General features: G+C 47.5%; 26 protein-coding genes and 1 pseudogene. 9 read left to right on the top strand and 18 right to left on the bottom strand.

Annotated features, from left to right (window positions below):
* Positions 1 to 124 precede the first annotated feature (124 nt).
* Entirely contained in the window at positions 125 to 1207 is a 1083-nt protein-coding gene (gene psbA, locus IQE94_RS14350) for a photosystem II q(b) protein (protein ID WP_028949231.1), read from the bottom strand.
* Positions 1208 to 1845: 638 nt separating this feature from the next.
* Here psbA and ppk2 point away from each other — a divergent pair.
* On the top strand, positions 1846 to 2712 hold the full coding sequence (ppk2, locus tag IQE94_RS14345; RefSeq protein ID WP_223342181.1) for a polyphosphate kinase 2: 867 nt from the start codon (positions 1846 to 1848) through the stop codon (positions 2710 to 2712).
* A gap of 203 nt (positions 2713 to 2915) precedes the next feature.
* Here ppk2 and IQE94_RS14340 read toward each other — a convergent pair whose 3' ends face one another.
* The gene (locus tag IQE94_RS14340; protein WP_212720766.1) at positions 2916 to 3860 is read right to left on the bottom strand and encodes a cation transporter; all 945 of its coding nucleotides are present in this window, start codon (positions 3858 to 3860) and stop codon (positions 2916 to 2918) included.
* A gap of 34 nt (positions 3861 to 3894) precedes the next feature.
* Complete coding sequence (locus IQE94_RS18680; RefSeq protein WP_255611305.1) at positions 3895 to 4026, bottom strand: hypothetical protein; 132 nt, start codon at positions 4024 to 4026, stop codon at positions 3895 to 3897.
* Positions 4027 to 4111: 85 nt separating this feature from the next.
* Between IQE94_RS18680 and gmd the strand changes: the two genes are divergently transcribed.
* The 4 genes from gmd (at position 4112) to IQE94_RS14320 (ending at position 8456) form a co-directional block, all read left to right on the top strand.
* A complete protein-coding gene (gene gmd / locus IQE94_RS14335; protein ID WP_212720771.1) occupies positions 4112 to 5200 on the top strand; it encodes a GDP-mannose 4,6-dehydratase in 1089 nt (362 codons plus the stop codon).
* 167 nt (positions 5201 to 5367) lie between these two features.
* On the top strand, positions 5368 to 6306 hold the full coding sequence (locus tag IQE94_RS14330) for a GDP-L-fucose synthase (protein ID WP_212720772.1): 939 nt from the start codon (positions 5368 to 5370) through the stop codon (positions 6304 to 6306).
* Between the two features lie 164 nt (positions 6307 to 6470).
* The gene (acsF, locus tag IQE94_RS14325; RefSeq protein WP_212720776.1) at positions 6471 to 7547 is read left to right on the top strand and encodes a magnesium-protoporphyrin IX monomethyl ester (oxidative) cyclase; all 1077 of its coding nucleotides are present in this window, start codon (positions 6471 to 6473) and stop codon (positions 7545 to 7547) included.
* A gap of 207 nt (positions 7548 to 7754) precedes the next feature.
* A complete protein-coding gene (locus tag IQE94_RS14320) occupies positions 7755 to 8456 on the top strand; it encodes a GUN4 domain-containing protein (protein WP_212720785.1) in 702 nt (233 codons plus the stop codon).
* 178 nt (positions 8457 to 8634) lie between these two features.
* On the opposite strand, the gene IQE94_RS14315 is transcribed toward IQE94_RS14320, so the two are convergent.
* The 10 genes from IQE94_RS14315 to IQE94_RS14270 all read right to left on the bottom strand — a co-directional run bounded on the left by IQE94_RS14315 (position 8635) and on the right by IQE94_RS14270 (position 17352).
* Entirely contained in the window at positions 8635 to 9156 is a 522-nt protein-coding gene (locus IQE94_RS14315) for a hypothetical protein (RefSeq protein ID WP_212720787.1), read from the bottom strand.
* Between the two features lie 75 nt (positions 9157 to 9231).
* A complete protein-coding gene (locus tag IQE94_RS14310; RefSeq protein ID WP_212720789.1) occupies positions 9232 to 9906 on the bottom strand; it encodes a pseudouridine synthase in 675 nt (224 codons plus the stop codon).
* 69 nt (positions 9907 to 9975) lie between these two features.
* Positions 9976 to 10947, bottom strand: coding sequence for a solanesyl diphosphate synthase (sds, locus tag IQE94_RS14305; protein ID WP_212720791.1), 972 nt, complete (start codon positions 10945 to 10947; stop codon positions 9976 to 9978).
* A gap of 768 nt (positions 10948 to 11715) precedes the next feature.
* Positions 11716 to 12408, bottom strand: coding sequence for an ABC transporter permease (locus tag IQE94_RS14300; protein ID WP_212722059.1), 693 nt, complete (start codon positions 12406 to 12408; stop codon positions 11716 to 11718).
* Between the two features lie 135 nt (positions 12409 to 12543).
* Entirely contained in the window at positions 12544 to 13677 is a 1134-nt protein-coding gene (locus IQE94_RS14295) for a GTP-binding protein (protein WP_212720792.1), read from the bottom strand.
* Between the two features lie 117 nt (positions 13678 to 13794).
* Positions 13795 to 14442 carry a bifunctional phosphoribosyl-AMP cyclohydrolase/phosphoribosyl-ATP diphosphatase HisIE gene (gene hisIE, locus IQE94_RS14290; RefSeq protein WP_212722061.1) on the bottom strand — a complete coding sequence of 216 codons (648 nt, stop codon included), beginning with the start codon at positions 14440 to 14442 and terminating at the stop codon, positions 13795 to 13797.
* Between the two features lie 148 nt (positions 14443 to 14590).
* Positions 14591 to 14980, bottom strand: coding sequence for a cyclic nucleotide-binding domain-containing protein (locus IQE94_RS14285; RefSeq protein ID WP_212720793.1), 390 nt, complete (start codon positions 14978 to 14980; stop codon positions 14591 to 14593).
* Positions 14981 to 15138: 158 nt separating this feature from the next.
* The gene (locus IQE94_RS14280; RefSeq protein WP_212720794.1) at positions 15139 to 16092 is read right to left on the bottom strand and encodes a glycosyltransferase family 9 protein; all 954 of its coding nucleotides are present in this window, start codon (positions 16090 to 16092) and stop codon (positions 15139 to 15141) included.
* On the bottom strand, positions 16092 to 16259 hold the full coding sequence (locus IQE94_RS14275) for a hypothetical protein (RefSeq protein WP_212720795.1): 168 nt from the start codon (positions 16257 to 16259) through the stop codon (positions 16092 to 16094). Before IQE94_RS14275 ends, IQE94_RS14280 begins: the two co-directional genes overlap by 1 nt.
* Positions 16260 to 16392: 133 nt before the next feature.
* Positions 16393 to 17352 (bottom strand): glutathione S-transferase family protein, encoded by a 960-nt coding sequence (locus tag IQE94_RS14270; protein WP_212720796.1) that lies wholly within the window; start codon positions 17350 to 17352, stop codon positions 16393 to 16395.
* Between the two features lie 347 nt (positions 17353 to 17699).
* Here IQE94_RS14270 and IQE94_RS14265 point away from each other — a divergent pair, with 347 nt between their 5' ends.
* Positions 17700 to 17909 carry a hypothetical protein gene (locus IQE94_RS14265; protein WP_223342180.1) on the top strand — a complete coding sequence of 70 codons (210 nt, stop codon included), beginning with the start codon at positions 17700 to 17702 and terminating at the stop codon, positions 17907 to 17909.
* Between the two features lie 210 nt (positions 17910 to 18119).
* On the opposite strand, the gene IQE94_RS14260 is transcribed toward IQE94_RS14265, so the two are convergent.
* Positions 18120 to 18596, bottom strand: coding sequence for a 4-Cys prefix domain-containing protein (locus IQE94_RS14260; protein WP_212720798.1), 477 nt, complete (start codon positions 18594 to 18596; stop codon positions 18120 to 18122).
* A gap of 263 nt (positions 18597 to 18859) precedes the next feature.
* Between IQE94_RS14260 and IQE94_RS14255 the strand changes: the two are divergent.
* Positions 18860 to 18976, top strand: a pseudogene (locus tag IQE94_RS14255) (IS701 family transposase); the annotation flags it as partial.
* A gap of 109 nt (positions 18977 to 19085) precedes the next feature.
* Here the strand turns inward: IQE94_RS14255 and IQE94_RS14250 are convergent.
* Entirely contained in the window at positions 19086 to 21386 is a 2301-nt protein-coding gene (locus tag IQE94_RS14250) for a Na-K-Cl cotransporter (RefSeq protein WP_212720799.1), read from the bottom strand.
* Between the two features lie 172 nt (positions 21387 to 21558).
* Positions 21559 to 22548 carry a CDF family Co(II)/Ni(II) efflux transporter DmeF gene (gene dmeF / locus IQE94_RS14245; protein WP_223342179.1) on the bottom strand — a complete coding sequence of 330 codons (990 nt, stop codon included), beginning with the start codon at positions 22546 to 22548 and terminating at the stop codon, positions 21559 to 21561.
* A gap of 298 nt (positions 22549 to 22846) precedes the next feature.
* On the opposite strand from dmeF, the gene IQE94_RS14240 reads away from it, so the two are divergent.
* Together IQE94_RS14240 and IQE94_RS14235 are read left to right on the top strand one after the other, a co-directional pair.
* Complete coding sequence (locus IQE94_RS14240) at positions 22847 to 23290, top strand: SufE family protein (protein WP_212720803.1); 444 nt, start codon at positions 22847 to 22849, stop codon at positions 23288 to 23290.
* Complete coding sequence (locus tag IQE94_RS14235) at positions 23277 to 24554, top strand: FGGY-family carbohydrate kinase (protein WP_223342178.1); 1278 nt, start codon at positions 23277 to 23279, stop codon at positions 24552 to 24554. Before IQE94_RS14240 ends, IQE94_RS14235 begins: the two co-directional genes overlap by 14 nt.
* Positions 24555 to 24609: 55 nt before the next feature.
* On the opposite strand, the gene IQE94_RS14230 is transcribed toward IQE94_RS14235, so the two are convergent.
* Together IQE94_RS14230 and IQE94_RS14225 are read right to left on the bottom strand one after the other, a co-directional pair.
* Complete coding sequence (locus IQE94_RS14230; RefSeq protein ID WP_212720812.1) at positions 24610 to 25245, bottom strand: Dna2/Cas4 domain-containing protein; 636 nt, start codon at positions 25243 to 25245, stop codon at positions 24610 to 24612.
* A gap of 51 nt (positions 25246 to 25296) precedes the next feature.
* Entirely contained in the window at positions 25297 to 25647 is a 351-nt protein-coding gene (locus IQE94_RS14225) for a DUF4258 domain-containing protein (RefSeq protein ID WP_212720814.1), read from the bottom strand.
* Positions 25648 to 25876 lie beyond the last annotated feature (229 nt).

Raw genomic sequence — 25876 nt, 5'->3', positions numbered from 1 at the left:
CCGTTTTCCCATGGTAACTGCCCCAGACTCCCTGGCGATCGCCTGATTGCTGACCAAGCAAAAAGCACCCCCCGGAAAGGAGAGTGCAATTCGCTGATTATTCAATTGGCATTACACCAAGGAATTAACCATTGATAGCAGGAGCGGTCAAAGCCACAGGAGCTTGCTCCCCAGAAGCTAAGTCGAGGGGGAAGTTGTGGGCATTGCGTTCGTGCATTACTTCAAAACCGATGTTGGCACGGTTCAACACATCAGCCCAGGTGCCGATTACCCGACCTTGGCTATCCAAGATGGACTGGTTGAAGTTGAAACCGTTCAGGTTGAACGCCATGGTGCTTACACCCATCGCAGTGAACCAGATGCCGATAACAGGCCAAGCACCCAAGAAGAAGTGCAAGGAACGGCTGTTGTTGAAAGAAGCATATTGGAAGATCAACCGACCAAAGTAGCCGTGGGCGGCAACGATGTTGTAGGTTTCTTCTTCTTGGCCGAATTTGTAACCGTAGTTTTGGGATTCAACTTCGGTGGTTTCACGCACCAAGGAGGAGGTTACCAAGGAACCGTGCATGGCGGAGAACAAAGAACCACCGAACACACCAGCCACACCTAACATGTGGAAGGGGTGCATCAAGATGTTGTGCTCAGCTTGGAACACGATCATGAAGTTGAAGGTACCAGAAATACCCAAGGGCATACCATCAGAGAAGGAGCCTTGACCAATGGGGTAAATCAAGAATACAGCGGTGGCAGCGGATACGGGGGCAGAGTAAGCCACACAAATCCAAGGACGCATACCCAAGCGGTAGGAAAGTTCCCACTGACGACCCATGTAGCAGAAAATGCCGATGAGGAAGTGGAATACTACCAACTGGTAAGGACCACCGTTGTACAACCACTCATCTAGGGAAGCAGCTTCCCAGATGGGGTAGAAGTGCAGACCAATGGCGTTGGAAGAAGGTACAACAGCACCAGAAATGATGTTGTTACCGTAGAGCAAAGAACCAGCAACGGGCTCACGGATACCGTCGATGTCAACGGGAGGAGCGGCGATGAAGGCAATGATGAAGCAGGTGGTGGCAGTTAAGAGGGTGGGGATCATCAGAGTACCGAACCAACCGACATAAATCCGGTTGTTGGTAGATGTTACCCACTGACAAAACTGTTCCCACAAGGAAGCGCTTTCGCGCTGTTGGAGAGTCGTTGTCATTTGGTTATAATTCCTTATGTATTTGTCAAGGTTCAGATTAGAACTGACTGTTAACACTTTAAAGGATTACTGGGGCTTTTGTAAAGCTTTGTAACGGAAAATTAATATAGGCAAAACTTATCAATGGAATGAGTTTTTCTTTTGTTTGTGTCCGCGAGGATGGATTTTCCGCTAGATAAGTAGGGACAGCAAAAACCGGAAAAACCTCATCCAACGGAAGGAGGGCTAACACCATCCATGTTCACCCTCAAGTTTTCCCACATCACCTAGATTGTATTTTCCACCGCCGGACTCGGCTATTTTTGGTATTTAACTGGCGGGAAATTTTTGCTCCTGACCACTAAATTTCACCATCCATTAATGCCTCTATCTATTAAGTTTCGTAAATTTTTCATTGTCTAAGAAATTAATTAGGTGATGCTTTTCTCTGGTAGCTCAAGTTCAGCTTCTAGGGCAAAACATCCTCAAATAATTTGATGTTTCGTAGCATTAAATACTAATCAATTATTATTTATCCCTAAAATAAATTTGGTAGGGACACCTCTGCTTGAGATGCGGGAGAGGAGGATAGCTGAGTGTTTGTATTGATTTTCGTAAATCTTTATAGACCACAAACTTAGGAAATTACGGGAATTAGAATGGCAAAAAAATCTAAAAAAACTAAGCAAGATAAACAAAATTTAGCCACTGATCAAGTTCCCCGTCTGTCGGAGGGAGAAGGGAGTTCCAAGCTGCCCAAGAAAGAGTATGAAAATGAACTAGTTCGGTTACAACTTGAATTGGTGAAGATGCAGTATTGGGTGAAACACACCGGTACTCGCATTGTCATCTTGTTTGAAGGACGGGACGCCGCTGGCAAAGGAGGTACAATTAAGCGCATCACCGAACCCTTAAATCCCCGGGGCTGTAGGGTTGTTGCCTTGGGGACCCCTAGTGACCGAGAAAAGACAGAATGGTATTTTCAGCGTTACGTTCCCCATTTACCCGCCGGGGGGGAAATTGTTTGTTTTGATCGTAGTTGGTACAATCGCGCTGGTGTAGAACGGGTGATGGGATTTTGCACTGAGGCGCAGTATCAAGAATTTATGCATACATGTCCGGAATTTGAACGGATGTTAGTTCGTTCTGGCATTATTTTACTGAAGTATTGGTTTTCGGTCAGCGATGAAGAGCAAGAACGGCGTTTTCAGTCCCGTACCACGGATCCTGCCCGTCGCTGGAAACTTAGTCCCATGGATTTGGAGTCAAGGGACCGCTGGGTAGAATATTCCCAGGCTAAAGATAATATGTTTGCTCACACTAATATCCCGGAAGCTCCCTGGTTCACGGTGGAAGCTGACGACAAAAAACGGGCTCGTCTTAACTGTATTAACCATGTTTTGGCTAAAATTCCCTACGTCGATATGACTCCAGAGCCGCTGGAGCTACCCCCTCGAACGATCGCCCCCCATAGTTATGTTCGTCCCCCCCTCAATGAACAATTCTTTGTGCCGCAAAAGTATTGATAAAACTTAGAAAGCGTTTGAAAAGTTGCATTGTTGGTAAAAAATGCTCCTGAATCTCCTCACTAAAGCTTCGGCTTAAAAAGGGAGATTTTTGACCATATACCCCCTCCCAAGGTGAACCAAGGGGGATTAGTGGGCATTTTTAGACGTTTAAAACACACTGTTAGAAGTCGATTCAGGGGGCAGACTAGAACTTGGGATGGTTATCTAGCCAAAAGACGGGGCGTGGCGGTTAGAACAACTTCCACTTCTACCAAACCAATGCGCTTCTCACAGGCGGACTTAATGCTGAGGCGTAATTCATCTACCAATTCACTCTGGATAGGATGATGAACATTCAGATAAATCATGACCACATGAAATCTTCCTAATTTTGACGAAGCTACGTCGATTAACGTATAGTCCATTGCTGCGGGAATAGCTTCAGATACAGCTTCATGGATACTGGCAATAACCCTGGGGGAGGATGATTCTCCCGCAATTTCAGCTAAGGCATTTAAAAATGATCGGATGGGTTGATTAATTATCAAAGCCACTAGTACTAGTACAATGATCGAATCAATTACCGGTAGGATGAAGTGCAGGGGAGTGTTTTTTAACAGGGGCGCTAGCCCAAAGGCAAGACCCACTGCGGCACTGATGATGCCATCAATTAATGCCGATTGCTGTTCGGTCTTGAGAATATCGCTTCTTTTGCCTGTTTTGAGCCAATAGTAACGGTGGACGTAATATAGCCCACCACAGATGACTGTCATCCCCACCGAGTAAATCACGATTAGACCGAGGACGATCTCTGAAAACTCATGGCCAGAGGCATAGGCAATGATCTTTGTGATGGCTGAAAATACGGCAAAGGCAAGGATGCCTAGCAAAATCACCGAACGAAATGTAATATAAATGGCTTCGTCGGCGTAGTAGCCAAAGGGCCGAGTTTTATCCCAGGGTCGCATGACCGATTCCCCTACCCTTGCAGCAACCAGAGATGATAAAAAGTTAATACCAGAATATAAACCATCCACCAGTAATGCATCGGCATTGGCCATCCAGGCCGTTAAAATGCCGGCGATCGCCATGATCACATTGCCGAAACGGGCTATTTTGAGGGAGCGTTTTTCAAGAATAGTCAGGGAGGTGGAGGAAGAAGCCATTATGATCTTTTTAATTTGGAAGCGGCGACTGAGCTCAGACCCCCGCATTTAGTTGACCCGTTGCCAAACTTTTTTCATCATATTGCCCCTGGTTCCCGCCACAGTACTCCATTAACATTTGGCCAATGGGGGCCAGAACGCCAAAGCCAGAATCATTGGTCACCACAGTGATCGCCAGAAGGTCGGCATCTGGGCAAAGATTCTGATATTTTTAGGGGGATGTATTTTGGGGTAATGGGAAAAATTAACTAATGTCAAAGTCTAAAGTTGCTTTGCTGACAGGCATCACGGGGCAAGATGGCTCCTATCTGAGTGAATTGTTGTTGGAAAAGGGCTACCAAGTCCATGGCATCATCCGTCGTACTTCTACCTTTAATACCGACCGCATCGATCATCTTTATGTTGATCCCCATGACCCTGAGGCAAAACTCCGACTCCATTATGGTGATTTGACCGACGGCACTACCCTGCGTCGTATTTTAGAAGATGTCAAACCGACGGAGATTTACAATCTGGGAGCCCAGTCCCACGTGCGGGTGAGCTTTGATTCCCCGGAATATACGGTGGATTCGGTGGCCATGGGAACGCTACGTCTCTTGGAAGCGATTCGGGATTACCAACAACGCACCGGCATCCAGGTGAGGTTCTACCAAGCCGGTTCTTCGGAAATGTTTGGCAAAGTGCAGGAAATTCCCCAAAAGGAAACCACCCCTTTTTATCCCCGCAGTCCCTACGCCTGTGCCAAGGTTTACGGCCATTGGCAAACGGTAAACTATCGGGAATCCTATGATTTATTTGCCTGTAACGGCATTTTGTTCAACCACGAGTCCCCCCGCAGGGGAGAAACCTTTGTAACCCGCAAAATTACCAGGGCGATCGCCAGAATTGTGGCCGGCACCCAAAAGAAATTGTATTTGGGCAATATCGATTCCAAACGGGATTGGGGCTACGCCAAGGATTATGTGCGGGCCATGTGGGCCATGTTGCAACAGGAACAACCCGATGACTATGTGGTGGCCACAGGGGAAACCCATGAGGTAAAGGAATTTTTAGAAATTGCCTTTGGTTACGTTAACCTCAACTGGCAGGACTATGTCGCCTTTGATGAACGCTATTTGCGCCCCGCCGAAGTGGATCTATTGATTGGTGATCCGACTAAAGCCATTACCCAACTGGGATGGAAACCCTCTGTAACTTTTACCGAACTGGTGCATTTAATGGTGCAGGCTGATTTAGCTGTTCTCGGTTTAACTTCCCCCAACCAGTCGGATCGGATCAAGGAATTAATGACCCAGGATATGGCCTTTATTCGGAACCAGAACGGCCATGCCGTCGATTAATATTCGTTGACTATGCCAACTGCTACCCCAAAAAGGTATTTAGCAACTCTCCCTAGCCTCCAAATTTTGGGAGAACAGAGGGAAAAATCCCCCAATTTGTGGGCATTTAGGGAGCAGGCTAAACCAAGGTAAACCCTTTCCTTAACTCAATATTTCCTTAACCAACCATGCTTTCTTTAGAAAATCAGCGTATTTTGGTCACCGGTGGGGCCGGCTTTCTAGGTAAACAGGTCGTTGCCCAACTAATTGCAGCCGGCGGCGATCGCCAAAAAATTACCATTCCCCGCTCCAAGGATTTTGATTTGCGGCAAGCGTCAGCCTGTGAACAGGCAGTGAAAAATCAGGACATTGTTATTCACTTGGCAGCCCACGTGGGGGGCATTGGCTTGAACCGGGAAAAACCCGCCGAACTGTTCTACGACAACTTGATGATGGGGGTGCAGTTAATCCACGCCGCCCATGAAGCCGGAGTGAGAAAATTCGTTTGCGTGGGCACCATCTGCGCCTATCCCAAATTTACCCCCGTCCCCTTCAAAGAAGAGGATTTGTGGAACGGTTACCCGGAAGAAACCAACGCCCCCTATGGTGTGGCCAAGAAAGCTTTGTTAGTACAGTTAGAATCCTACCGTTTGCAGTATGGCTTTAACGGCATTTACCTATTACCAGTGAATCTTTACGGCCCAGAGGATAATTTTGACCCTCGCAGTTCCCACGTGATTCCAGCCCTAATTCATAAGGTTTACGAAGCTCAGCAAAGGGGCGATAAAAAGTTACCCGTCTGGGGCGATGGCAGTCCCACCAGGGAATTTCTTTACTCCACCGATGCCGCCCGGGGCATTGTTATGGGCACCCAAGCCTACGACAAACCAGACCCCGTTAACCTGGGCACCAATTTTGAAATTTCCATCAAGGATTTAACCGAACTCATCTGTGAACTGATGGAATTTGATGGCGAAATCATTTGGCAAACGGACCAACCCAACGGTCAACCCCGCCGTTGTTTGGATACCACTAAGGCTAAAGCGGAATTTGGCTTTGAAGCCCAGGTGTCCCTGCGGGAAGGATTGAAAAACACCATTGCTTGGTATCGACAAAATCGGGGCTAACTACCGCAAAAGTTCCCCTTTGGGGCAGAACACGTAACAGTTTGTAACAGTTGGCCCATCTTTCTAGAAACCCCGTTTCAACCCTTGTTAAACTAACGATCACGGTCTGCCCATTGGTTTGATGGCGAGCAAACTTTGTTAAGGAAACTATTTTAAACAACTCTATGGTTAATACCCTCGAAAAGCCTGGATTTGATGAAATCCGTCCCGGTGTTAAGACTCCGGCCAAGGAAACCATCCTCACCCCCCGTTTTTACACCACCGACTTCGACGAGGTGGCAAAAATGGATATTTCTCCCAACGAAGACGAGTTACGGGCCATCCTTGAAGAATTTCGGGTGGACTACAATCGCCATCACTTTGTTCGCAATGAGTCCTTTGATAAGTCTTGGGATCACATCGACGGTGAAAAACGTCAATTGTTTGTGGAATTCCTGGAACGTTCCTGCACCGCAGAATTTTCTGGCTTTCTGCTCTATAAAGAATTGGGCCGGCGCCTCAAAAATAAAAATCCCCTGTTGGCGGAATGCTTTAACCTCATGTCTCGGGATGAGGCTCGCCACGCTGGATTCCTCAACAAAGCCATGTCAGACTTTAATCTGTCCCTGGATTTGGGCTTTTTGACCAAGAGCCGTAAATATACCTTCTTTAAACCTAAGTTTATTTTCTACGCCACCTATCTTTCCGAGAAAATTGGCTACTGGCGTTACATCACCATCTATCGTCATTTGGAGAAGAATCCCAACGACTGCATCTATCCCATTTTTGAATTTTTTGAAAACTGGTGCCAGGACGAAAATCGCCACGGGGATTTCTTTGATGCGATTATGCGGGCCCAACCCCACACCCTCAACGATTGGAAAGCTAAGCTTTGGTGTCGTTTCTTCCTGCTCTCTGTCTTCGCCACCATGTATCTCAACGATACCCAACGGGCTGATTTTTATGCCTGTTTAGGTTTGGAAGCCCGGAGTTACGATAAGGAAGTCATTGAGAAAACCAACGAAACCGCTGGGCGGGTATTCCCCATTATTCTCGATGTCAACAATCCTGAATTTTACGATCGCCTAGAAACCTGTGTTAGCAATAACGAGCAATTAAGGGCGATCGATGCTTCCGGTGCCCCCGGAGTAGTTAAAGCTCTACGCAAGTTGCCCATCTTTGCTTCCAACGGCTGGCAATTTATCAAACTCTATTTCATGAAGCCCATCTCCGTGGAACAGTATGCCGGCGCTGTGCGCTAGGGCTATCCTCCGCTGGATATATCTGAAGCCGGTTTGAGTTAGCTCAATCTGGTTTGTGAGTGAATGAAGTAAAAGCGCCCCAGGAATTTTGCCAGGTTTAGGTAAAGTTTTTGGGGCATTTTTCCTGGCCGAAAATTTTTTGGCGGTGTGTTCGCCGCAATCATGGCGGATAATGGGGTTTGAAGGCTGATTAATCCCGCTGTTTCTATGTCTGATAATTTGACCGAACTCTCCCAACAACTCCATGATGCTTCAGAAAAAAAACAGTTAACGGCGATCGCCGCTTTGGCAGCAATGGGAGAAGAAGGCCAGGGAATACTGCTCGATTATTTGGCCAAAAATACCCCCCTAGAAAAACCACTCTTAGTGGTGGGAACTACCTACCAGACCCTCAGGGATTTAGGACAGGAAGCCATTACGGCCCAACTTCAGCAGGATTACCCCACGGGCATTTTCCCATTACAATCAGCCCAAGGTATAGACTATCAACCGCTCCATGAGGCCCTAGGACGTCAAGATTTTGAAAGCGCTGATGAAATCACCAGGGACAAGCTCTGTGAACTAGCGGGGCCCGGAGCCAGTCAACGGCAATGGCTATATTTCACCGAAGTGGAAAAATTCCCTGCCCTAGACCTCCACACCATCAACGCCCTTTGGTGGCTCCACTCCAACGGTAATTTCGGCTTTTCGGTGCAACGACGACTGTGGCTAGCTTCTGGCAAAGAATTCACCAAGCTTTGGCCCAAAATTGGCTGGAAAAGCGGCAATGTTTGGACTCGCTGGCCGAAGGGCTTTACCTGGGATTTATCAGCACCCCAGGGTCATTTACCTCTGTTAAATCAGTTGCGGGGAGTAAGGGTAGCGGAATCCCTTTACAGTCATCCAGTTTGGTCTCAATACGGTTGGTAATCCTTTCTGTTGAACCGTTTATCTTGAGCACTATTACCTCGGCCGCAAAAGAGTTACTCTGGGGAACCTCTTGCCCTTAGGGAGGATAAATCTCTAGTTGCAACGGCTTGGCGCTCCATCATCAGCATTGAATGCCAACGGATCTTTGCCTTAGTCAGACCAACTCTCTGGGTTTTTTCTACACCAGCACTTCATCGGGGGCGGTATAGCCCTGGAGATATTCGGGATTAAGGGGTCGGAGTAAATTGGTTGCCCGCTGTTTTTGCAGTTCACCACCGGCCACCACTACCAAATACTTCCCTGCTTGGAGTAGATTGCGATAGGGCAGGCTATCCCCACTACCAAAGCTTAAGCCCACGCCACCGCCAACAAAGAAGCTCCCCATGGCTCCACCGATCGCCCCTAATATTCCTCCCACAATGTGGTTACCGGGGTCTCCGGCCCAATCTAAAGTGCTCAAACCGGTGATGAGGTTAAAACAGTAACCTGCGGCGAAACCAAAGGGCACTAACCAAATGGCCATCAGCTTTGCCCTTTTGATAGCTTGTTTTTTCGGGTCTACTAGGCCAAATTCGTCAGCAGTTTTATAACCTGTGCCAATGATGGTCAAATTCTTTTGGGCAAATCCGGCCTGTTCCAGGGCTGTATAAGCTTCTTCGGCGGCAATACGGTTGGCCACCACGGCGATCAGATAGGACATAAACGGAATATTTAGCTGGATATGGGGTTGGCTATATTCCCCATTTTAATGCCCCAGCGGTGGAGATAGTTCTCCTCAATGGCGATCGCCAGTTTTCCTGGGCCGAGTGGGGGTGGATGGGCCGGCCAAAAGTTGCTGACAAAAATTTTCTTCCCAGGGGGTCAGGGGTCGCCATTGTCCCGGACTCAAATCTTCTAGGGCTAGGTGCCAAGATGCCGCTGATTTACCTTTACCCCGTTGGAGCGATCGGCCTGTTACTGTCATTTGCACCCGTATCAGTCGCAGGGTAGGGAAGCCCACTGCCGCCGTCATCCGCCGCACCTGACGATTGCGACCTTCCGTTAAGGTAATGCTCAACCAACTGGTGGAAATAGTGGCCCGGTAACGAATGGGGGGATTTCTAGGGGGAAAATCTGGTTCCGCGATAATTTCGGCGATCGCCGGTCGGGTACGGTAATCCCCCAGGGTTATGCCCCGCCGCAGGGGTTCTAGATCTGCGGCCGTTGGCGCTCCTTCCACCTGGACAAAGTAGGTACGTTGGTGGGCAAACTCCCGGTGGGCCAAACGATGCTGCAGTTTGCCATTGCTAGTCAGCAGTAATAGTCCCTCACTGTCCCGGTCTAGCCTGCCCACTGGATACAAATCCGGCAATTTAATATAGTCCTTCAGGGTCGGCCGGGGATTGTCGGAGTTATCGGTAAATTGGCACAGAACCCCATAGGGTTTATGAAAAACTATCGTTGCTGGCACTGCCAAAGTCTTAAATAATTGATTGAATAGGCTAGTTTACGGGAAAATTAGTTCCCCCAAGGGCAAGCCCTAATGTAGACGACCAAGGACATAGTCCACCAATTCCAACAGGGATTCCCTCGGAGCGGACATTTCCAACACACTCAAATGTTGCCGGGCCAGTTGCGCTTGGTTGGCGGCCAATTCCCTCGATCGCCGGATGCCGTCGCCCTGTTCCACCAATGTCAGAGCCTGCTCTAAATCCCCCGCCTGGGCAAATTCCCGTTCAATTAATTTACCAAGTAGGGGATATTTTTCCATGGCAAATAAAGCCGGGGCCGTGATGTTGCCGCTAATTAAATCCGACCCTGCCGGTTTCCCCAAAACTTCAGTGGGGGAAGTGAAATCTAAAATATCGTCCACAATCTGGAACGCTAAGCCCAAATGCTTGCCATATTCGTAAAGATGATCGCATACTTCCCGGGGAGCATCACTAAGTACCCCTGCCGCCTTGGCACTGTTGGCAATTAGGGAAGCGGTTTTAAAATAGCTTTTTTCCAAATAAGTTTCTAAGTTAGTATCGATGTCAAAACGATTAATACTTTGGAGAATTTCCCCTTCCGCAAAATCCCGAATTACCTCTGATAATAATTTCACCACTTCCAAATTATCCAAATTAGCCAAATACCAAGAAGATTGGGCAAAGAGAAAATCACCGGCCAGCACCGCCACCCGATTGTCGAATAAACTATTCACCGTGGGCACGTTACGCCGCAGATCCGCTTCATCCACCACGTCATCGTGGACCAGACTAGCGGTGTGGATCATCTCGGTAATTTCCGCCAGCCGTCGATGGCGCGACGTTAATTCTTGGTCCAACAGGGTTGCCCTGGATACCAACAACACGATCGCCGGCCGCACCCGCTTGCCCCCAGCCTCAAATAAATGTTCCGCCGCCGCCCCCAGAATAGGATGCCGAGCACCGACAAGCCGCTTGAGATTATCCGTCAACAAACGGAGGTCTTGGTCAACGGGGGCAAACAGGGAGGTAGTGGAGATCATCGGCTGGCCAAACTTGGCAGATGTGTTTACGAAAGTTTACATATCTTGATGCTTATTTTAAGATAACCTCTCGTGAACTAAAAATGTCGATTCTGGGTTTTTGGGGCGATCGCCGCCCTTGACTGAATTTTGTTCTACTTTTGCGTTGATGCCGGAGCAAAAAAAGATTCCCGGACTCGGGCTGGCTGTGTTAGGCTAAGGGTAAGGATTTGCAATCAATTACAGAGAGCTCTCCAGGGTCTAGGTTTTGTCTGATCCCCGGTTTTTATGTGCAGAATCGTACTTATTAGTACTACATCTGCGCCCCTGGCGATCGGGACAGTGGAGATTCTAGAGAAAAATAACATTGATTCCAGGGCGTTGAGCAAGGGATAAGGATTACGGAGTCCTCGGAACATTGCCCCCGGGTCAGGGACCAAAGAAATGTGCTTCCCTCGGAGTTGGTCTTGGGTGGGATGGCAGATCATGACAACCAAATTAATCACAGTAGTTAATGTTTTTGAGGGACATTATGGTTTTGAAGATATTGTTAGTGGCATCGGCGTATATTCTGACAATTTACGGGGGTTTATTGCTCCTTAAATATGTCATTGATCACCAGACTAACAAGCTACAACCCTAGTCTAATTTTAGGTTTAATCCTAGGTTGCCTTAGGGGTGGTGGTAATTGTTCTGGTCGGGGCAAAGGTTTTGTTTTCTCCTCTGCGGGGGAATTGAAACTTTGCTCCGTCAGTCATCACAATAAGTTTATTTGAACTCATAGGGGCATTAACTGGAAGCACTGGTGTAAAACCGCAGGGCAAACTGCCAAAAATAGTGAGAAAGGGCCAACAGGGCGATCGCCAATCCGGTTGTTGCCAATAGCCAAATCGGTTCTAGGCGACCCAACATGGCCTCTGCGGGCACAGTGGTCAAAAAGGCGATGGGAATAACAAAAGTAAAAAAGATCCTGTAAATGGCGGGATAGGCCACCATGGGATAACGCCCAGCTTCGAGAAATCCCTTCAGCACTTCAGTGACGTTATAAATTTTGACAAACCAAATGCTAGTGGCCCCCAACATAAACCAAATGCTGTAGAGGATAATGCACCCCAACCCAAGGAGCATAGCCCCCAACAGTAAATCCCCGGCTTGGAGTTTTAAAGTCACCCCCGCATAGATAATTAGCCCCAGTCCAAAACAAATATCCGGTACACCCCAGGGAGACAGTTGCCGCAGGGAAAGCCAAAATTGACTGCTGATTGGTTTCAACAGCACAAAATCCAGGGTGCCTTGCTCCACGTAACGGACAATGCGGTTCAAGTTGGGAATGAATAGGGTGGCCGCCAACCCCTGAAGAATCGTAAACATTCCCAGCACCACCAGGGCCGATTGCCAATTCCAGCCCGCAAAGCTATAACCAGTGCGATAAAACAAGAACAGGCTGAATAAACTGCCCCCCAAATTCACCACACTGCCCACGCTGGCAATGACAAAGTTAAGGCGATACTCCAACTCAGTGGCGATCGCCGTTTGCCAAAATAGACCTAAAACGCGGCGGTAGGTAGAAAAATTGATCAAGGGTCACAAAATAGAAGAATCATTCTAGGGTCGTGGTTAACCCTTGCCAAAACCTTTGCCCTTATTCTCCGCCGGTAAACTTAAACAATGGTTAAGTTGTTCGCGGATTTTGTCGTGGTCTAGGTTTTGGCCAATCAGCACCAATTGATTGGACTTTTCCCCGGTCCATTGGTCATCTTCGAGGCTAAAACGTTTGCCACTGAGGTGAAAAATATGTCGTTTCGGACTTTCGTTAAACCAAAGAATTCCCTTAGCGCGGAAAATGTTGGGGGTCAATTGGTTATCGAGAAAATACTGGAACTTCCGGATGGAAAATGGTTGTTCACTGCGGAAAGAAAGGGAGGTAAAACCATCCATTTCTAAGTGATCACTGCTGTATTTTTTCCCATGGTCGTGGTCATGGTGATCGTGGCCGTGATGGCTATGGTCATGGCTGGGATCCTGACAATCGGGGGCACAGTCGTGGTCATGGGCGTGGCTATGGCCTTGGTGGTCGTGGCCCTCAGGAGCATACTTGTCCGATTCAAACAGACCCACACTGAGAATAAGGGGTAAGGGGACTTCCGCTTTTTTGCTCCGTAAAATTCTCGCCCCGGTTTTTAGATCCCGCAGGCGCACTTCCAGGGCATCCACCTCCGCCTCATCCACTAAGTCGGTTTTATTGATGACAATAATGTCCCCGTAGGTAATCTGACTTTGGGCCGCCTGGCTGTTGAACAGATCTAAGCTGAAATTTTCACAGTCCACCATGGTGACAATGGAATCCAGTCTGGTCATATCCCGCAGTTCGGTGCCCAAAAAGGTCAAAGCTACGGGTAATGGATCCGCTAATCCGGTGGTTTCCACCACTAAATAATCAATTTTTTGTTCCCGCTCCAGAACTTTATAAACCGCTTCAATTAAATCTTCGTTAATGGTGCAACAGACACAACCATTGCTTAGTTCCACCATGTTTTCGTCACTGGCAATGACTAGTTCATTGTCAATGCCAATTTCACCAAATTCATTCACCAAAACGGCAGTTTTAAGTCCCTGTTGATTGCTCAGAATATAGTTCAACAGAGTGGTTTTACCACTGCCTAAAAAGCCCGTGATAATGGTTACCGGCAATCCCTGTTTGGGAATGGCCATCGCTTCTGAGGTCTGGGGAGCATGGTCAACGGTGGACATATTGGTTGCTAAAAACGGAGAAATGTTGAGGAAAAAAAGTGACGGGAAAAGCTCTGGTTCTTCCCACGGCTTTTTAATGGTACCACGGCTTTTTGGGAGGACTTGGGCTGGGCACCGTTAACGGCGACGATCGCCAAGTTTGCGATAAACGGCCCGCAGATCAACGTTGTGATGGGCCAGGGCCACCAGAGTGTGGTAGAACAAATCAGCTACTTCCCCAGCGATCGCCTCTGGATCGTCATCCTTGCAGGCCATGACCACTTCCGCGCTTTCTTCGCCAATTTTTTTGAGGATTTTATTATCTCCCCCTGCCAACAATTTACAGGTGTAGGATTCGGGGGTGGGATGGTCCCGGCGATCACCAATGACCCGGGCCAATTCCGTCAATATATCCGCTGGGGGAGCAGATTTATGCCCGTCCAGTTGATGGAAACAACTCCGTTCCCCGGTGTGGCAGGCAATGTCCCCTTTTTGCTCAATGGTCAGCAATAAAGCGTCGCTGTCACAGTCGTAGCGGATGCCCAAAAGTTTTTGAAAGTGGCCAGAAGTAGCGCCCTTATGCCATAGTTCTTGGCGGGAACGACTCCAATACCACACCTGCCCCGTGGCCAGGGTTTTAGCCAGGGCTTCTTGGTTCATCCAGGCCAACATTAACACCGTGCCGTCCAAATAATCTTGGGCGATCGCCGGCACCAATCCCTGGTCGTTGTAGCGAATTTCGTCGAGGGGGACAGCGTTGGCCAAAGGTAAATCAGAGTGGCTCATCAAAGGAAGGATGGGGGAATTCCGCCCCGCAGAACGGCTTGACATTTCTTTCTCTAGCCTATCATTGGCCGTATTCCCGCAGGAAGTTGGACAAATGCATTTTCCCCGTCCTGTCCTCTGGCTTTTATCAACCTAAATCGACTTAGTTTTATTCGGCGATCGCCTTTTCGTACACTGCTTTGAGACTCCGGTAGCGGTCTGAATAGCTCTGAATTACTTCCAGGGCAAACATGGGGGTTTGTTGCACCGCAAAGAGAAAATGCTCCCGATCCATGGCCACCAACACGCAATCGGTTTTGGCGATCGCCGTAGAAGTCCTTTGATGATCACTGTGGACAATGGCTCCTATGCCAAAAATTCCTCCAGCCTCAATATTTTCAATAAACGTGCCTTGCAATGTCATCTCCACCGTCCCTTCCAACACCCCGAACATACACAACTCCATCGCCCCCTCCCGGAAAATTACTTCCCCGGCCTTGTAGTTTTTTTTGACCGTTTCTCCGTATGTTTGTACAGTTCTTAACATAATGCTAGTCATAACAAATTTCTTCCAAAGTTAAGAAAAGGTTAAAGAAGATTGACTCTGTCCCAATAAATTAGGCTATCGAGCTTTTCACCTATCCTATCAATGAAAGAGACAATGGTAGCCGTTAATGCTTCTTTAAAGTTTTCTTAAAATATTCCGAAACTAGTTGTTTAGCGCCAAATTTTCTTCAATACTAGGGCCGGTTTCACATCCGCTTCCTTGCCGCTGGGCACCTGTAAGCCAATGAATTTTTCTTGGTTCGGGGGAATAATGCGGGCCGCCGGGGTTTTACCCAAAATCGCAACGGTGTAAGTTCCCACGGCGATCGCCAAATGCATGGGAATTCCTTCCGTGCAAACCACCAAGTTAGCCCCCGCCAGTAGAGCCGCCATTTTACCCACATCCCCTGGACGTACGGCGATTGCCCCCGGATTGTGATTCTGCATGGCCTGCACCCAGCCCGTATCCTCCGCTGGAGGGATCAGCACAATTTTTAATCCCGGTTGTTTTTGCTTAATGTCTTCGATGATTTCATGCCACTGGGCAATGGGATAAGGAAAATCCCCCGTGTCCGGTTGACGTATGGCCCCGCCATTAAGCACCACATAGCCCCCATTTCCCAGATCTAACTTTTTCTGGGTTGCTTCCATCCACTCAATGTCCGCCTTGGGCAGAGTAATCTGTAAAGGAGGACAGGGTCGATTGATACCAAAGCCTTGGGTCAAATCATGGAAAAGGAAAGGAACATATTGATCCGGCTTAAAAGGGACTGTCGATGACAAAAAGAAACTTGCACTGCCCTGATAACCCACCCGCTGGGGAATGCCATTCAGCCAAAGAAGTAACTCGATTGTCCATTGTCGGGCCACCGTTACTACTGCCTCGTACTCCCGGTCACGAATAACGCCCAACAAATTTAAAAAGTCCGCTAGGCCATTACGGTCCCGATAGTCGAAGGCCAACACCTCATTAACCTGAGCGCATACCCTGTAGGCCGACTTGGCCCTAGGTTCCACAATTACGTCAATCGTCGCCTGGGGATACTGCGCCTTGAGGGTGGCAAGGGTCGGGAAAAACAGAATTTGCTCAGAGATTCCACCGGGGACAAGGGCTAGGATGCGCATTATTCAAAAGCTGAAACAGCAGCAAAGGGCGTTTTAATCAGATTCACTATAGCAACTTTTTTGCCAATCCCAGCCCCACCAATGTCAGCAATATCTATGACAATTAACAAGGAGAGCTCTCCCTTGCCGTAAAACTTCCATGGCGATGATTTTCTCTGGATGATCAAACGCCTATGCCCGCCGCAGTTCACGTTCCGACCCTACGACTGATACCAGAAGGGCATACTAGGCCCCTATGGCAGTGAGCATGTTGGGAATAATATTGGGATGGTGGGGTTGGTCTGGGGACACAGGCAGTATTTAGGCGATCGATAGGTTCAACGCTGGCCCCATTGGGACAATTCCTGTGGGGTTAATGGTTAGATGACTTTCGTAGTAATGGCCCTTGATATGTTGAAAATTAACCGTCTCAGCGATGCCCGGTTGCTGGTATAAATCCCGTAGATAACGCCACAGATTAGGATAGTCCTGAATCCGCCGCAAGTTGCATTTGAAATGCCCCACATAGGCCACATCAAAACGAATCAAAGTGGTAAATAAACGCCAATCTGCTTCCGTAATTTCGTCCCCTGTTAAATATTGATGCCCCTTTAAAATTCCTTCTAACCAATCCAAGCTTTCAAATAACGGGGCGATCGCCTCTTCATAGGCGGTTTGGGTGGTGGCAAACCCACATTTATAAACGCCATTGTTAACAGTGTGATAAATCCGGTCATTGAGGGCATCAATTTCGGCACGGAGAGCTTCGGGATAATAATCCCCAGGCTTTGCCCCCAGCTCATCAAAGGCGCTGTTAAAAATCCTGATAATTTCCGACGATTCGTTATTAACAATGGTCTGAGTCTCTTTATCCCACAGGATTGGCACTGTCACCCGACCACTATATTGAGCATCTGCCTGGGTATAGATTTGGTAAAGATACTCTGCATTAAATAATGGATCGGACACTACCCCAGGGCCAGAGGCAAACGTCCATCCTTTTTCTTTCATCAACCAATGGACAATGGAAACATCGATTATTCCATCCAATCCCTTTAATTTACGGAAAATTAGGGTACGGTGGGCCCAAGGACAGGCTAGGGAAACATAAAGATGATAGCGTCCTGCTTCTGCTTTGAAACCAGCATTACCTGTGGGGCCAGGCGATCCATCGAGGGTAATCCAATGGCGAAATTGGGAGTCTTGCCGCACAAATCGGCCCCCTGTACTTTCGGTATCGTACCACTGATCCTGCCAAATGCCGTTGACGAGTAAGCCCATAATGTCCTTTCACTGAAGATTGCCGTTGTCTCATTATGAAAGTTACCGCTTGCTTTGGCTAACGCAACTGGCGATCACCATCCCATCCCTCTATTGATTATTGGGATTTTGGAAGGGATATTTTGAAGATGGGCTACGCTACTACGAGATCGGCGATCAAACTAATTCTTATAATCTATTTGGTAAAAAAAGATAGCAGTTTTCAGTCAAATAAAGTACATCAAGAGATTTAAAAATTAAGCATTACAGCCTTTTATGGTCGAACTTGTTTGTGTCAACATCCCTATATGTACTCCATCAAGTTTTGGTGCTATTACAACTCATAGCATTTTTGGAGGTTTTTTATAATGAGAAGAAATGTAAAAATAACTTTTTATGAAATCATAAATTGTGGTTATTATGCTGGAGATGAAAGTCTAAAGTTTGGTGATATACATACTATTTTAGATGATATTTATAGTTTTGCTCATAATGATAGTGTGTTTTTAGCTCATACCAGAACTTTTGACGAATCTCGCTTTAGCGATATTGATGCGATATACTGTTGTGATCTGTAAAGAAATGATTCAAATGAAGATTATATTTTAGTGACATGATAAAACACTTACACTACAACAAACGGTAATATAGCATCAATTAATGGGCAAGGATAAGTCGGAGATTCTGATATTAATTTAACTGAAATACCTGATGGTTATATACCTGGTTATCCCACATATTTTTGGTTTATTCCTAACAGAAATTGCTTTGTAATTATCCAGCTAGATTTATTTGGGCATAACGGCCATCGTAATATGAAAAGATACTTTCAATGCCTGGATTTTTGCTTCATTAAAAACTCCCTGATTTTCCAGCTCTTGGGCTAAATTTTCCCCTTCTACGTATTCCTGCACTAAATATTGGCGTTGGTCATCAGCAATAAAATAGGCGAATAATTCTGGTATTTGGTTATGGTTACCTAAATTGTCCAGGCGTTTTGCCTCCTCTTTGAATAACTCCGCTGCCTTGCCCAGAGAACCCGTTTCCTGACCCTGGGGAAAAAACTGCTTAATTACACAACGGGGCTGGGATGGCTTATCCAAATCTACCGCCAAGAAAGTTGTGCCAAATCCCCCTTGGCCAATCAATTTCAATGCCTGGTAGCGATCCTTAAGCCAAAGCTTTTGCCCGCACTTTTGACAAAATCGGTGGTTTGCGAGGTTAATAGCCAGACAATTGGGATTTAAACATTGACTCTGATTCATGGCATCAAGAGGATGGTAGTCTTGGGCAAAAGTAGTGTTACTCAAATTTATATCGTTTATTATTACTACTCTAATAAAAGACTTTAGATTGAGATCATTGCCACTTTGCCAAAGTTATCTCCAATAACACGGCATAAATGGGTTTACCTCCCAGGATCTCTGCTGTCACATTGGATACCAAGCAAATAACCAACAGGGAGACAAAAATTACACCGATCGCCAAGCAAGATTAGCAGTGTCCAAAACCTCTAGTAACGCACAATGGATTAAAGCACATCAAGAATGAATTGGGATGGGCAGATTTTAGAATAATGGACTATTCGAGAATAGAGAAATGGAGAGAAATAGTGATGAGTGTATATTTGATGGTTAGTCTTGAAAGTCTTTGATATTCGAGGCTACGATCGCCGCATTGGCATTCATGGCGCAGTCAATCATCAAATCGTCTTCGTTGCACCAGCTACAGAGTCTAAATTTTAGCTATCGAACTTAAGTTTTTTCGAGTAACTGAGCAAAGTTCAAATCCTCTGATGCGAGAACAAAGAGAGTAGGGGGAAGATGCTGGGTACGCCCATGGAGTTGTTGATAATAGTTTGCATAGGAACGCTCCGGGGAAGAAATATCAGAGGAATTAGCAAACATTGGGTCATCGGGTCTGGCTAGCCCAAGTAAAACAAAGTCTGCATCCTGGGACGATGCCAAGAGAATGTCGGCAAAGGGCTTACCCTCAGCGTTGATGATTTGAGGTGTGGCTCCGATGCGTAAACGTTGAACCAAGGCAACCAAGTTGGACTGAGCTGATTGCATGGCGTTGAGATCCGGTACGACTAGCTTCAGGCAAATTTCTGTGTTGTGCCACTGCCAACTATTGCGGAGGAGATAGGCCAAAATCAGCATTAAGCCACCATTGGACTGTAGTCCCCCCCACCAGACATCGATCCGTTTGCGCGCGTGACGTTTGTCAGGGGGTACTAGGACACTTTCTAGGGGAAATTTTTCCGATCGCCGATGGTTGGTTCCATCCCGCAAAATGATAACGTTGCGTTGACTGTGGTGACAGAAGGTTAAAAATTGACAATAGCGGTCTATTTGTAATTCATCGGGATGGCCAATTAGTACGGTATTAGGAATCAGGGGGCCAAGGCCATAGGTTTCCACCAATTGTTCCATACCTTCATAGAGGTCGGGGGCAGTTTTCACCCGAAAAAAAGCTTGGATATTAGCCTGGTCTAGGTCTTCCTGGGCGATCGCCGTCAGGTTATCTTGTCGTTGGGGATTGCTAACATCAAGGGGCAAAATATTAAAAATTGAGACCAAGCCCCGGTTATGGGTCAATGCCGCCGCTAGTTCGACTAAATGCCAGCGTTTAAGATGATTACCGGCAAATACCAACAGGTGGGGTCGCCAATTTTTGGGGTCCGGGATGGTGGTCATATTCATCAGCCCACTCCGCACCAAGGTCATCCACATACCTTGGCGTACATCCCCCCAGGTGCAGGCCAATTCCTGCCGTTCTAGCCATAAATAAACTCCCAGGACAACCACTGCGGCCAAAATGGTGGCGGTGACATTAATCAAAAACATGACCCCAATACAGCCCACTGCTCCTGCCAGGGAAAAACCCCAATGAACTTTAAAACTAGGGCGAAAAGAGGGACTTTGCAAAAAACCTTCCACCCCGGCGGCAATATTTAACACCATGTAAGTGGTCAAGAAAAACATGGTCAGAATGGGGGCCAAGAGATTCAAATCCCCAATGCCCACGGCGGCCAAAGCAATGCCCAACGTAAATAGGGTTCCTAGGCGGGGTTCATCCTCTGCCCCTTCCCCCCGGCCTAACCACCGTAGGGGAGAGGGAAGAATATTGTCCCGGGCCAAGGCTTGGAGAATGCGGGGGGCCCCCATGATGCTACCGATGGCACTGGAGAGGGTTGCGCCCCAAACCCCCAGTAAAACACTGTCTCCCCAGAGGGCAATGCGCCGCATCACTAAGGGATCGTTCAATAACGTAATCGGATCAGCCCGGAAATAAAGAATGACAGGAATGATTAAATAAATGCCGTACCCCGTGACAATCGCCGCTAAGGTGCCCCAGGGAATGGATCTTTGGGGATCCCGCAAGTCTCCCGACATATTGACCCCCGCCATGATGCCGGTGACCGCTGGAAAAAATACCGCTAATACGGCCCAAAATCCAGCACTGTGGGGTTGAACTTCTACGGTGCCTGTATAGGGGCCCGCCGCATGGCCAAACACTAAACACAGTAGCGATACGGCGATCGCCGCCATGATTACATATTGGGCCCGGATGGCAATCTGAGCAGATTTTAAAGCTAGTAGGGTCACCCCGACGGTGGTAACGGCGGCCACTAACGTCAAATTCCAACCCGGCATCACCCGCACCACACTTTCCGCAAAGCCTAGGGTGTATAAAGCCACGGAAAAAGCTTGGGCAAAATACAGGGGAACCCCCACTGCACCGCCGGTTTCAATACCCAGGGAACGACTAATCATGTAGTAAGCTCCCCCGGCCTTAACCACTTGATCGGTGGCGATCGCCGCAATGGACAGTCCGGTCAAAAAGGTAATGGCGGTGGACAGGGTCACAATTAGCAAAGTTTGCCATAGACCCACCTGGCCCAGTACCCAACCAAAGCGTAAATACATGATCACGCCGAGGATGGTCAAAATCGACGGGGTAAAAACCCCACCAAAAGTACCCAATCCAGTTTTGGCAACACTGGATTTGTTATCGACGCTGGAACTGGATAGAGAAGTGTTTTGTGACATTCATTACCGCGAAAGCAAATTTAACCTAATTTTGGGATTTGACCATAGACGGGGAAACCATCTAAGGCGCAATCTTCTGCGGCGGGGCAGATGGTCACTGGTTGGAGCAAAATTAGGCACACCCGACTTAGGGTAACGTATACCCGTTTAAGAGCGCTTTTTGCCCTAACCTTTATGGCGCCAGTGGGCCAGATGCTGTTGTGCCAATGGTAGATGCCTCGGTTGAACAAGGCTCCCCAGCACAGGGATTCACTTCCACAATCACATGGGCCAAAGAAGAAATATGGCTCAGTTGTTGTTTATAGTATTCCGGGCTTTGGGGAAAGTGGGTGACCAAAGCAATGGTGGCGGCCAGATAATTCTCATTGAGATACCAAACATGGAGATCCGTGATGCGGTTATCGCTATCAGTTTCCAGAGCGGTGAGAATTTCTAATTGAATTTTTTTGTCCACCGAACCATCGAGGAGAATGGCACTGGTGTCATTCACTAAGCCATAGGCCCATCGGATAATCACCGCCGCTCCCACTAGCCCCATGGCCGCATCTAGCCAAATCCAGCCCCAAAATTTACCGGCCACTAGGGCAATGATGGCGAGGATAGAAGTTAGGGCATCGGCCAACACATGGAAATAGGCTGCCCGGAGATTATGGTCTTGATGGCCATGGTCATGGTCATGGTCATGAGCATGGTGGTGATGGTCGTCATGATCTTGTAACAGCCAGGCGCTAGCAAGATTAACCAATAGTCCCAAAATGGCAACGGCGATCGCCTCGGAAAATTGAATGCCATGGGGGTGAAAAAAACGACCAACGGACTCAAACGCCATCATAAAGGCAACTACCCCTAGGGCCACTGCACTGGCAAATCCTCCTAAGACACTAACTTTCCCTGTGCCATAGGTATATTGGGGATTGCTGGCATGGCGACGGGCATACTGATAGGCGAACAAAGTGATACCAAAGGCCGCAACATGGGTGGCCATGTGCCAACCGTCTGCCAATAGGGCCATGGAGCCAAACACAGTGCCCGCAACGATTTCTGCCACCATGGTGACAGCGGTGAGCACTATAACAATTTTGGTATTTTTCTCGGCGTGGCTTTGGTGTTGGTTGGCAAAGTTATGGGAATGTTGCCAAGACTCTGGGGTGTAGAAATGCATAGTTAATCAACCCGGCTCAAGGTTAAGTCTGATTATGCCATGGAAAAAAGAGGGGATTTAATAGTCAATAAAATTGTTCTTTGTCTATCAAAGGGGAGAGAGAAGCCGCTTGATCGAGCCTTGCTCAGCAATAGATACAATGGATACGAGCCCAGAGTGGGTTTGACTGGTTCTTGGTTCCCCCAACCCTGGAGGAAAGCTGGATAACGCCCATTATTGTCGGAGCTTTGGTGGGTTGACCTGGGAGCCAGAATCAGACTTTGCCAACCGGTTCTCAATTATTTTTCCTAACTTTTCCATGGCCAACGCTACTCTACCCCCTAACCTCGCGAAGATTGTCGAACGCTTTCAACGGCACACTGACCCCAAAAAACGTTATGAGCAGTTGCTGTGGTACGGCAAAAAGCTAGAGCCGATGCCGGAGGAGGGGAAAATTCCCGCCAATAAGGTGCAGGGCTGTGTTTCCCAGGTTTTTATCACCGCCGATCTCGAAGATGGCAAAGTCATCTACCAGGGGGATTCCGATGCCCAATTAGTTAAAGGTTTGGTGGCTTTGTTAATTCAAGGTTTGAACGGTTTAACCCCCCAGGAAATTGTCGAGTTAACACCGGATTTCATTGAAGCGACGGGTTTACAGGTTAGCTTGACCCCCAGTCGGGCCAATGGTTTTTACAACATTTTTAAGATGATGCAGACCAAGGCGATCGCCTTTCAGTTGGGCCAGTCCTATGGGGAAAGTTGAGAAGTCTAAATTTTTCCTTGGTTTAGACTTTGGTACATCCGGGGCCAGGGCGACAATTATTGATCAGCACAAACAATTAATTTGGCAGAACAAAATCCAGTTCCAGCAAGTTCCTAGTCTGCAATTAGCCGGCATTTGGCGGGAAAGTTTATTTCATCTTTTGGATCAAATTCCCGTTGAACTAAGTAGCCAGATTCAGGCGATCGCCATTGATGGCACTTCCTCCACTGTTTTGTTGTTGGATAGCCAGGGCAATGTTTTAATGGAGCCTCTTTTGTATAACGATGACCGGGGCAAGGAAGTTAAACATTTGTTGTCAGAAGTAGCTCCGCCGGATCATTTAGTACAGAGTGCTACTTCTAGCCTGGCTAAATTGCTTTGGTACTCCCAACAATCGGAATTTCAGCAAGCTCGTTACTTTTGCCATCAAGCGGATTGGTTAGCAAGTTTGCTCCATGGTGGCAGACCCGTTAGTGACTATCACAATGCCCTCAAGCTGGGTTATGACCCCGAAAATTTAACCTATCCTGATTGGTTAAAAAGCTCCCCTTGGTTTGACCTTTTACCCCCAGTAGTTGCCCCCGGTAAAGCAATTTCTTGCCTATCTTCCAGCATCGCCAACGCAGAAAAATTCCCAAAAAATTGTTTAGTTTGTGCCGGTACTACGGACAGCATTGCTGCTTTTCTGGCCAGTGGCGCAACGCAACCGGGGGAAGCAGTTACTTCTTTGGGTTCTACTTTGGTGCTGAAGTTACTAAGTGAAAAACCACTAACGGATTTAGCCAGCGGCATTTATAGCCATCGTTTGGGCGATTTATGGTTAACAGGGGGAGCTTCCAATGCTGGGGGAGCGGTATTGCAACATTATTTTTCGTCAGCACAGTTAACTGCATTAAGTGCCCAGATTAATCCCGATCAAACTAGTGATTTAGATTACTATCCCCTTTTGCAACCGGGGGAAAGGTTTCCCATTAATGACCCCAATTTATTACCCCGATTGGAACCCAGACCAGGGGATGATGTCGCATTTTTACAAGGTTTATTGGAAGGTTTAGCCCGCATTGAAGCCCAGGGTTATGAAAAGTTACAAAAGTTGGGAGCAACAACCTTAACAAAAGTGTTTACTGCTGGGGGAGGAGCACAGAATTTAACTTGGCAAACTATTCGGCAAAATTTGCTCCAGGTGCCGGTACAGAAATCCGTTCAGTCGGAAGCGGCTTATGGTTCTGCTTGTTTAGCCAGAAGTAGTCAGTCTTTGGAATGAAATTTCCCAAGGCGATCGCCATCCGAGACAGCAAATCGCCTTCAGTTTTAAGCTATTAATCACAGCGTTTGATAGAGCAATAATTACCAGCCAAAGGGCAATAACGGCAATTTGCCGCCGAGGCATTAGGCTTGGGAATATCCTTACTAGTCAAGATTTGAAGAATAGCATGGAGTTCGCCGATAAAATCCTGATCAATCATGGAGTGGGGAACATCCTCAATAGAATCAGAGTAAATTAAGCGGCCATTTAATTTCCGTCCTTGGCACTTTTCTTTCGTGGTATCGGCGTGGGGAATCAACATCATATAAAGCAGAACTTGGTAGTAATGAAAGGGTCGTTTGCGCCCACTTTTGCAATCTTCGACAATAATTTCGTCGTCGTTGTAGGCAACAATGTCAGGACGACCAGCAATGCAAATGTCAAAAGATTTGCCGACTACCTTTTGGGAATTTTCTTCTTCGATGGCGACATCGTATCCCTGTTGACGCAGAGATTCTGCCCGTTCAATCACCATCTGATCGTGGATTGTGCAGTCGAAATCACTGGGAGGCAAAGTTAGTTGATGCTGGGTTTTTAGCCAAGCGGCGAAGAAGCAGGGATCTTCTTCAGCCATGAGTTTGGCAAGGGTTGTAACCCAGGCATAGGGACGAAAGCGTTGCTTGATTTGGGGAAGGAAGGATTGAACCATAATTGGTAAAGTAAAAAAATTGGGATAAAAGTTGACAGTTGATGATGGGATTTAGCGGGCCCGCTGTTTGGTTTGGTGATGCCAGTAAGCGGTGACAATTTGCGTATTGGTGATTGTTGGCTGACAGATTACCCGCAATCCCCGCAAAGCATCAGTCATTTTTGCGTAAGGGCTTTGGCGAAGAAGGCGATCGGTCAGGGTGAAGCGCACTGATCCGTGGCTATAGTCTTGCTGCCCATAGGTTAGGGCAACCTGAATCATGGCGGTATTAATGGCCCGTTGTTGCTGGCGACGTTGGAGATGATTGTCATCTTTGTAGGAGTTAAATGATGTGATGGTTTCACTGGGGATGATGTTGGCATCCTGTTGGATTAGTTGGTTCAGAGTGGATTGTTTGCCCATAGGATTAAAGTCAGGAGTTAAATTGGAGTTGGGAATCAGGCAGGTTAATGGTGGTTATGGCTTTTCTTTGACTGGCCCATCACCAGGTTGGGAACCTTCTCTCAGGGGTCTTGGGGGTATGCCCTCTCGGTCTTCAGTTGTCTGCCCTCGACAATTCCAGATTAGATATTGCAACGCCTAGAAACCAGTGTTGTTAAATGAACTTAAGCGCAGTCTTAACTTCACTTAT

It is taken from the genome of Synechocystis sp. PCC 7339, from assembly GCF_019924095.1.
Classification (GTDB): domain Bacteria; phylum Cyanobacteriota; class Cyanobacteriia; order Cyanobacteriales; family Microcystaceae; genus Synechocystis.
Note: the sequence above shows the minus strand (reverse complement) of the source record. Positions and strands in the feature narration are given on the sequence as shown.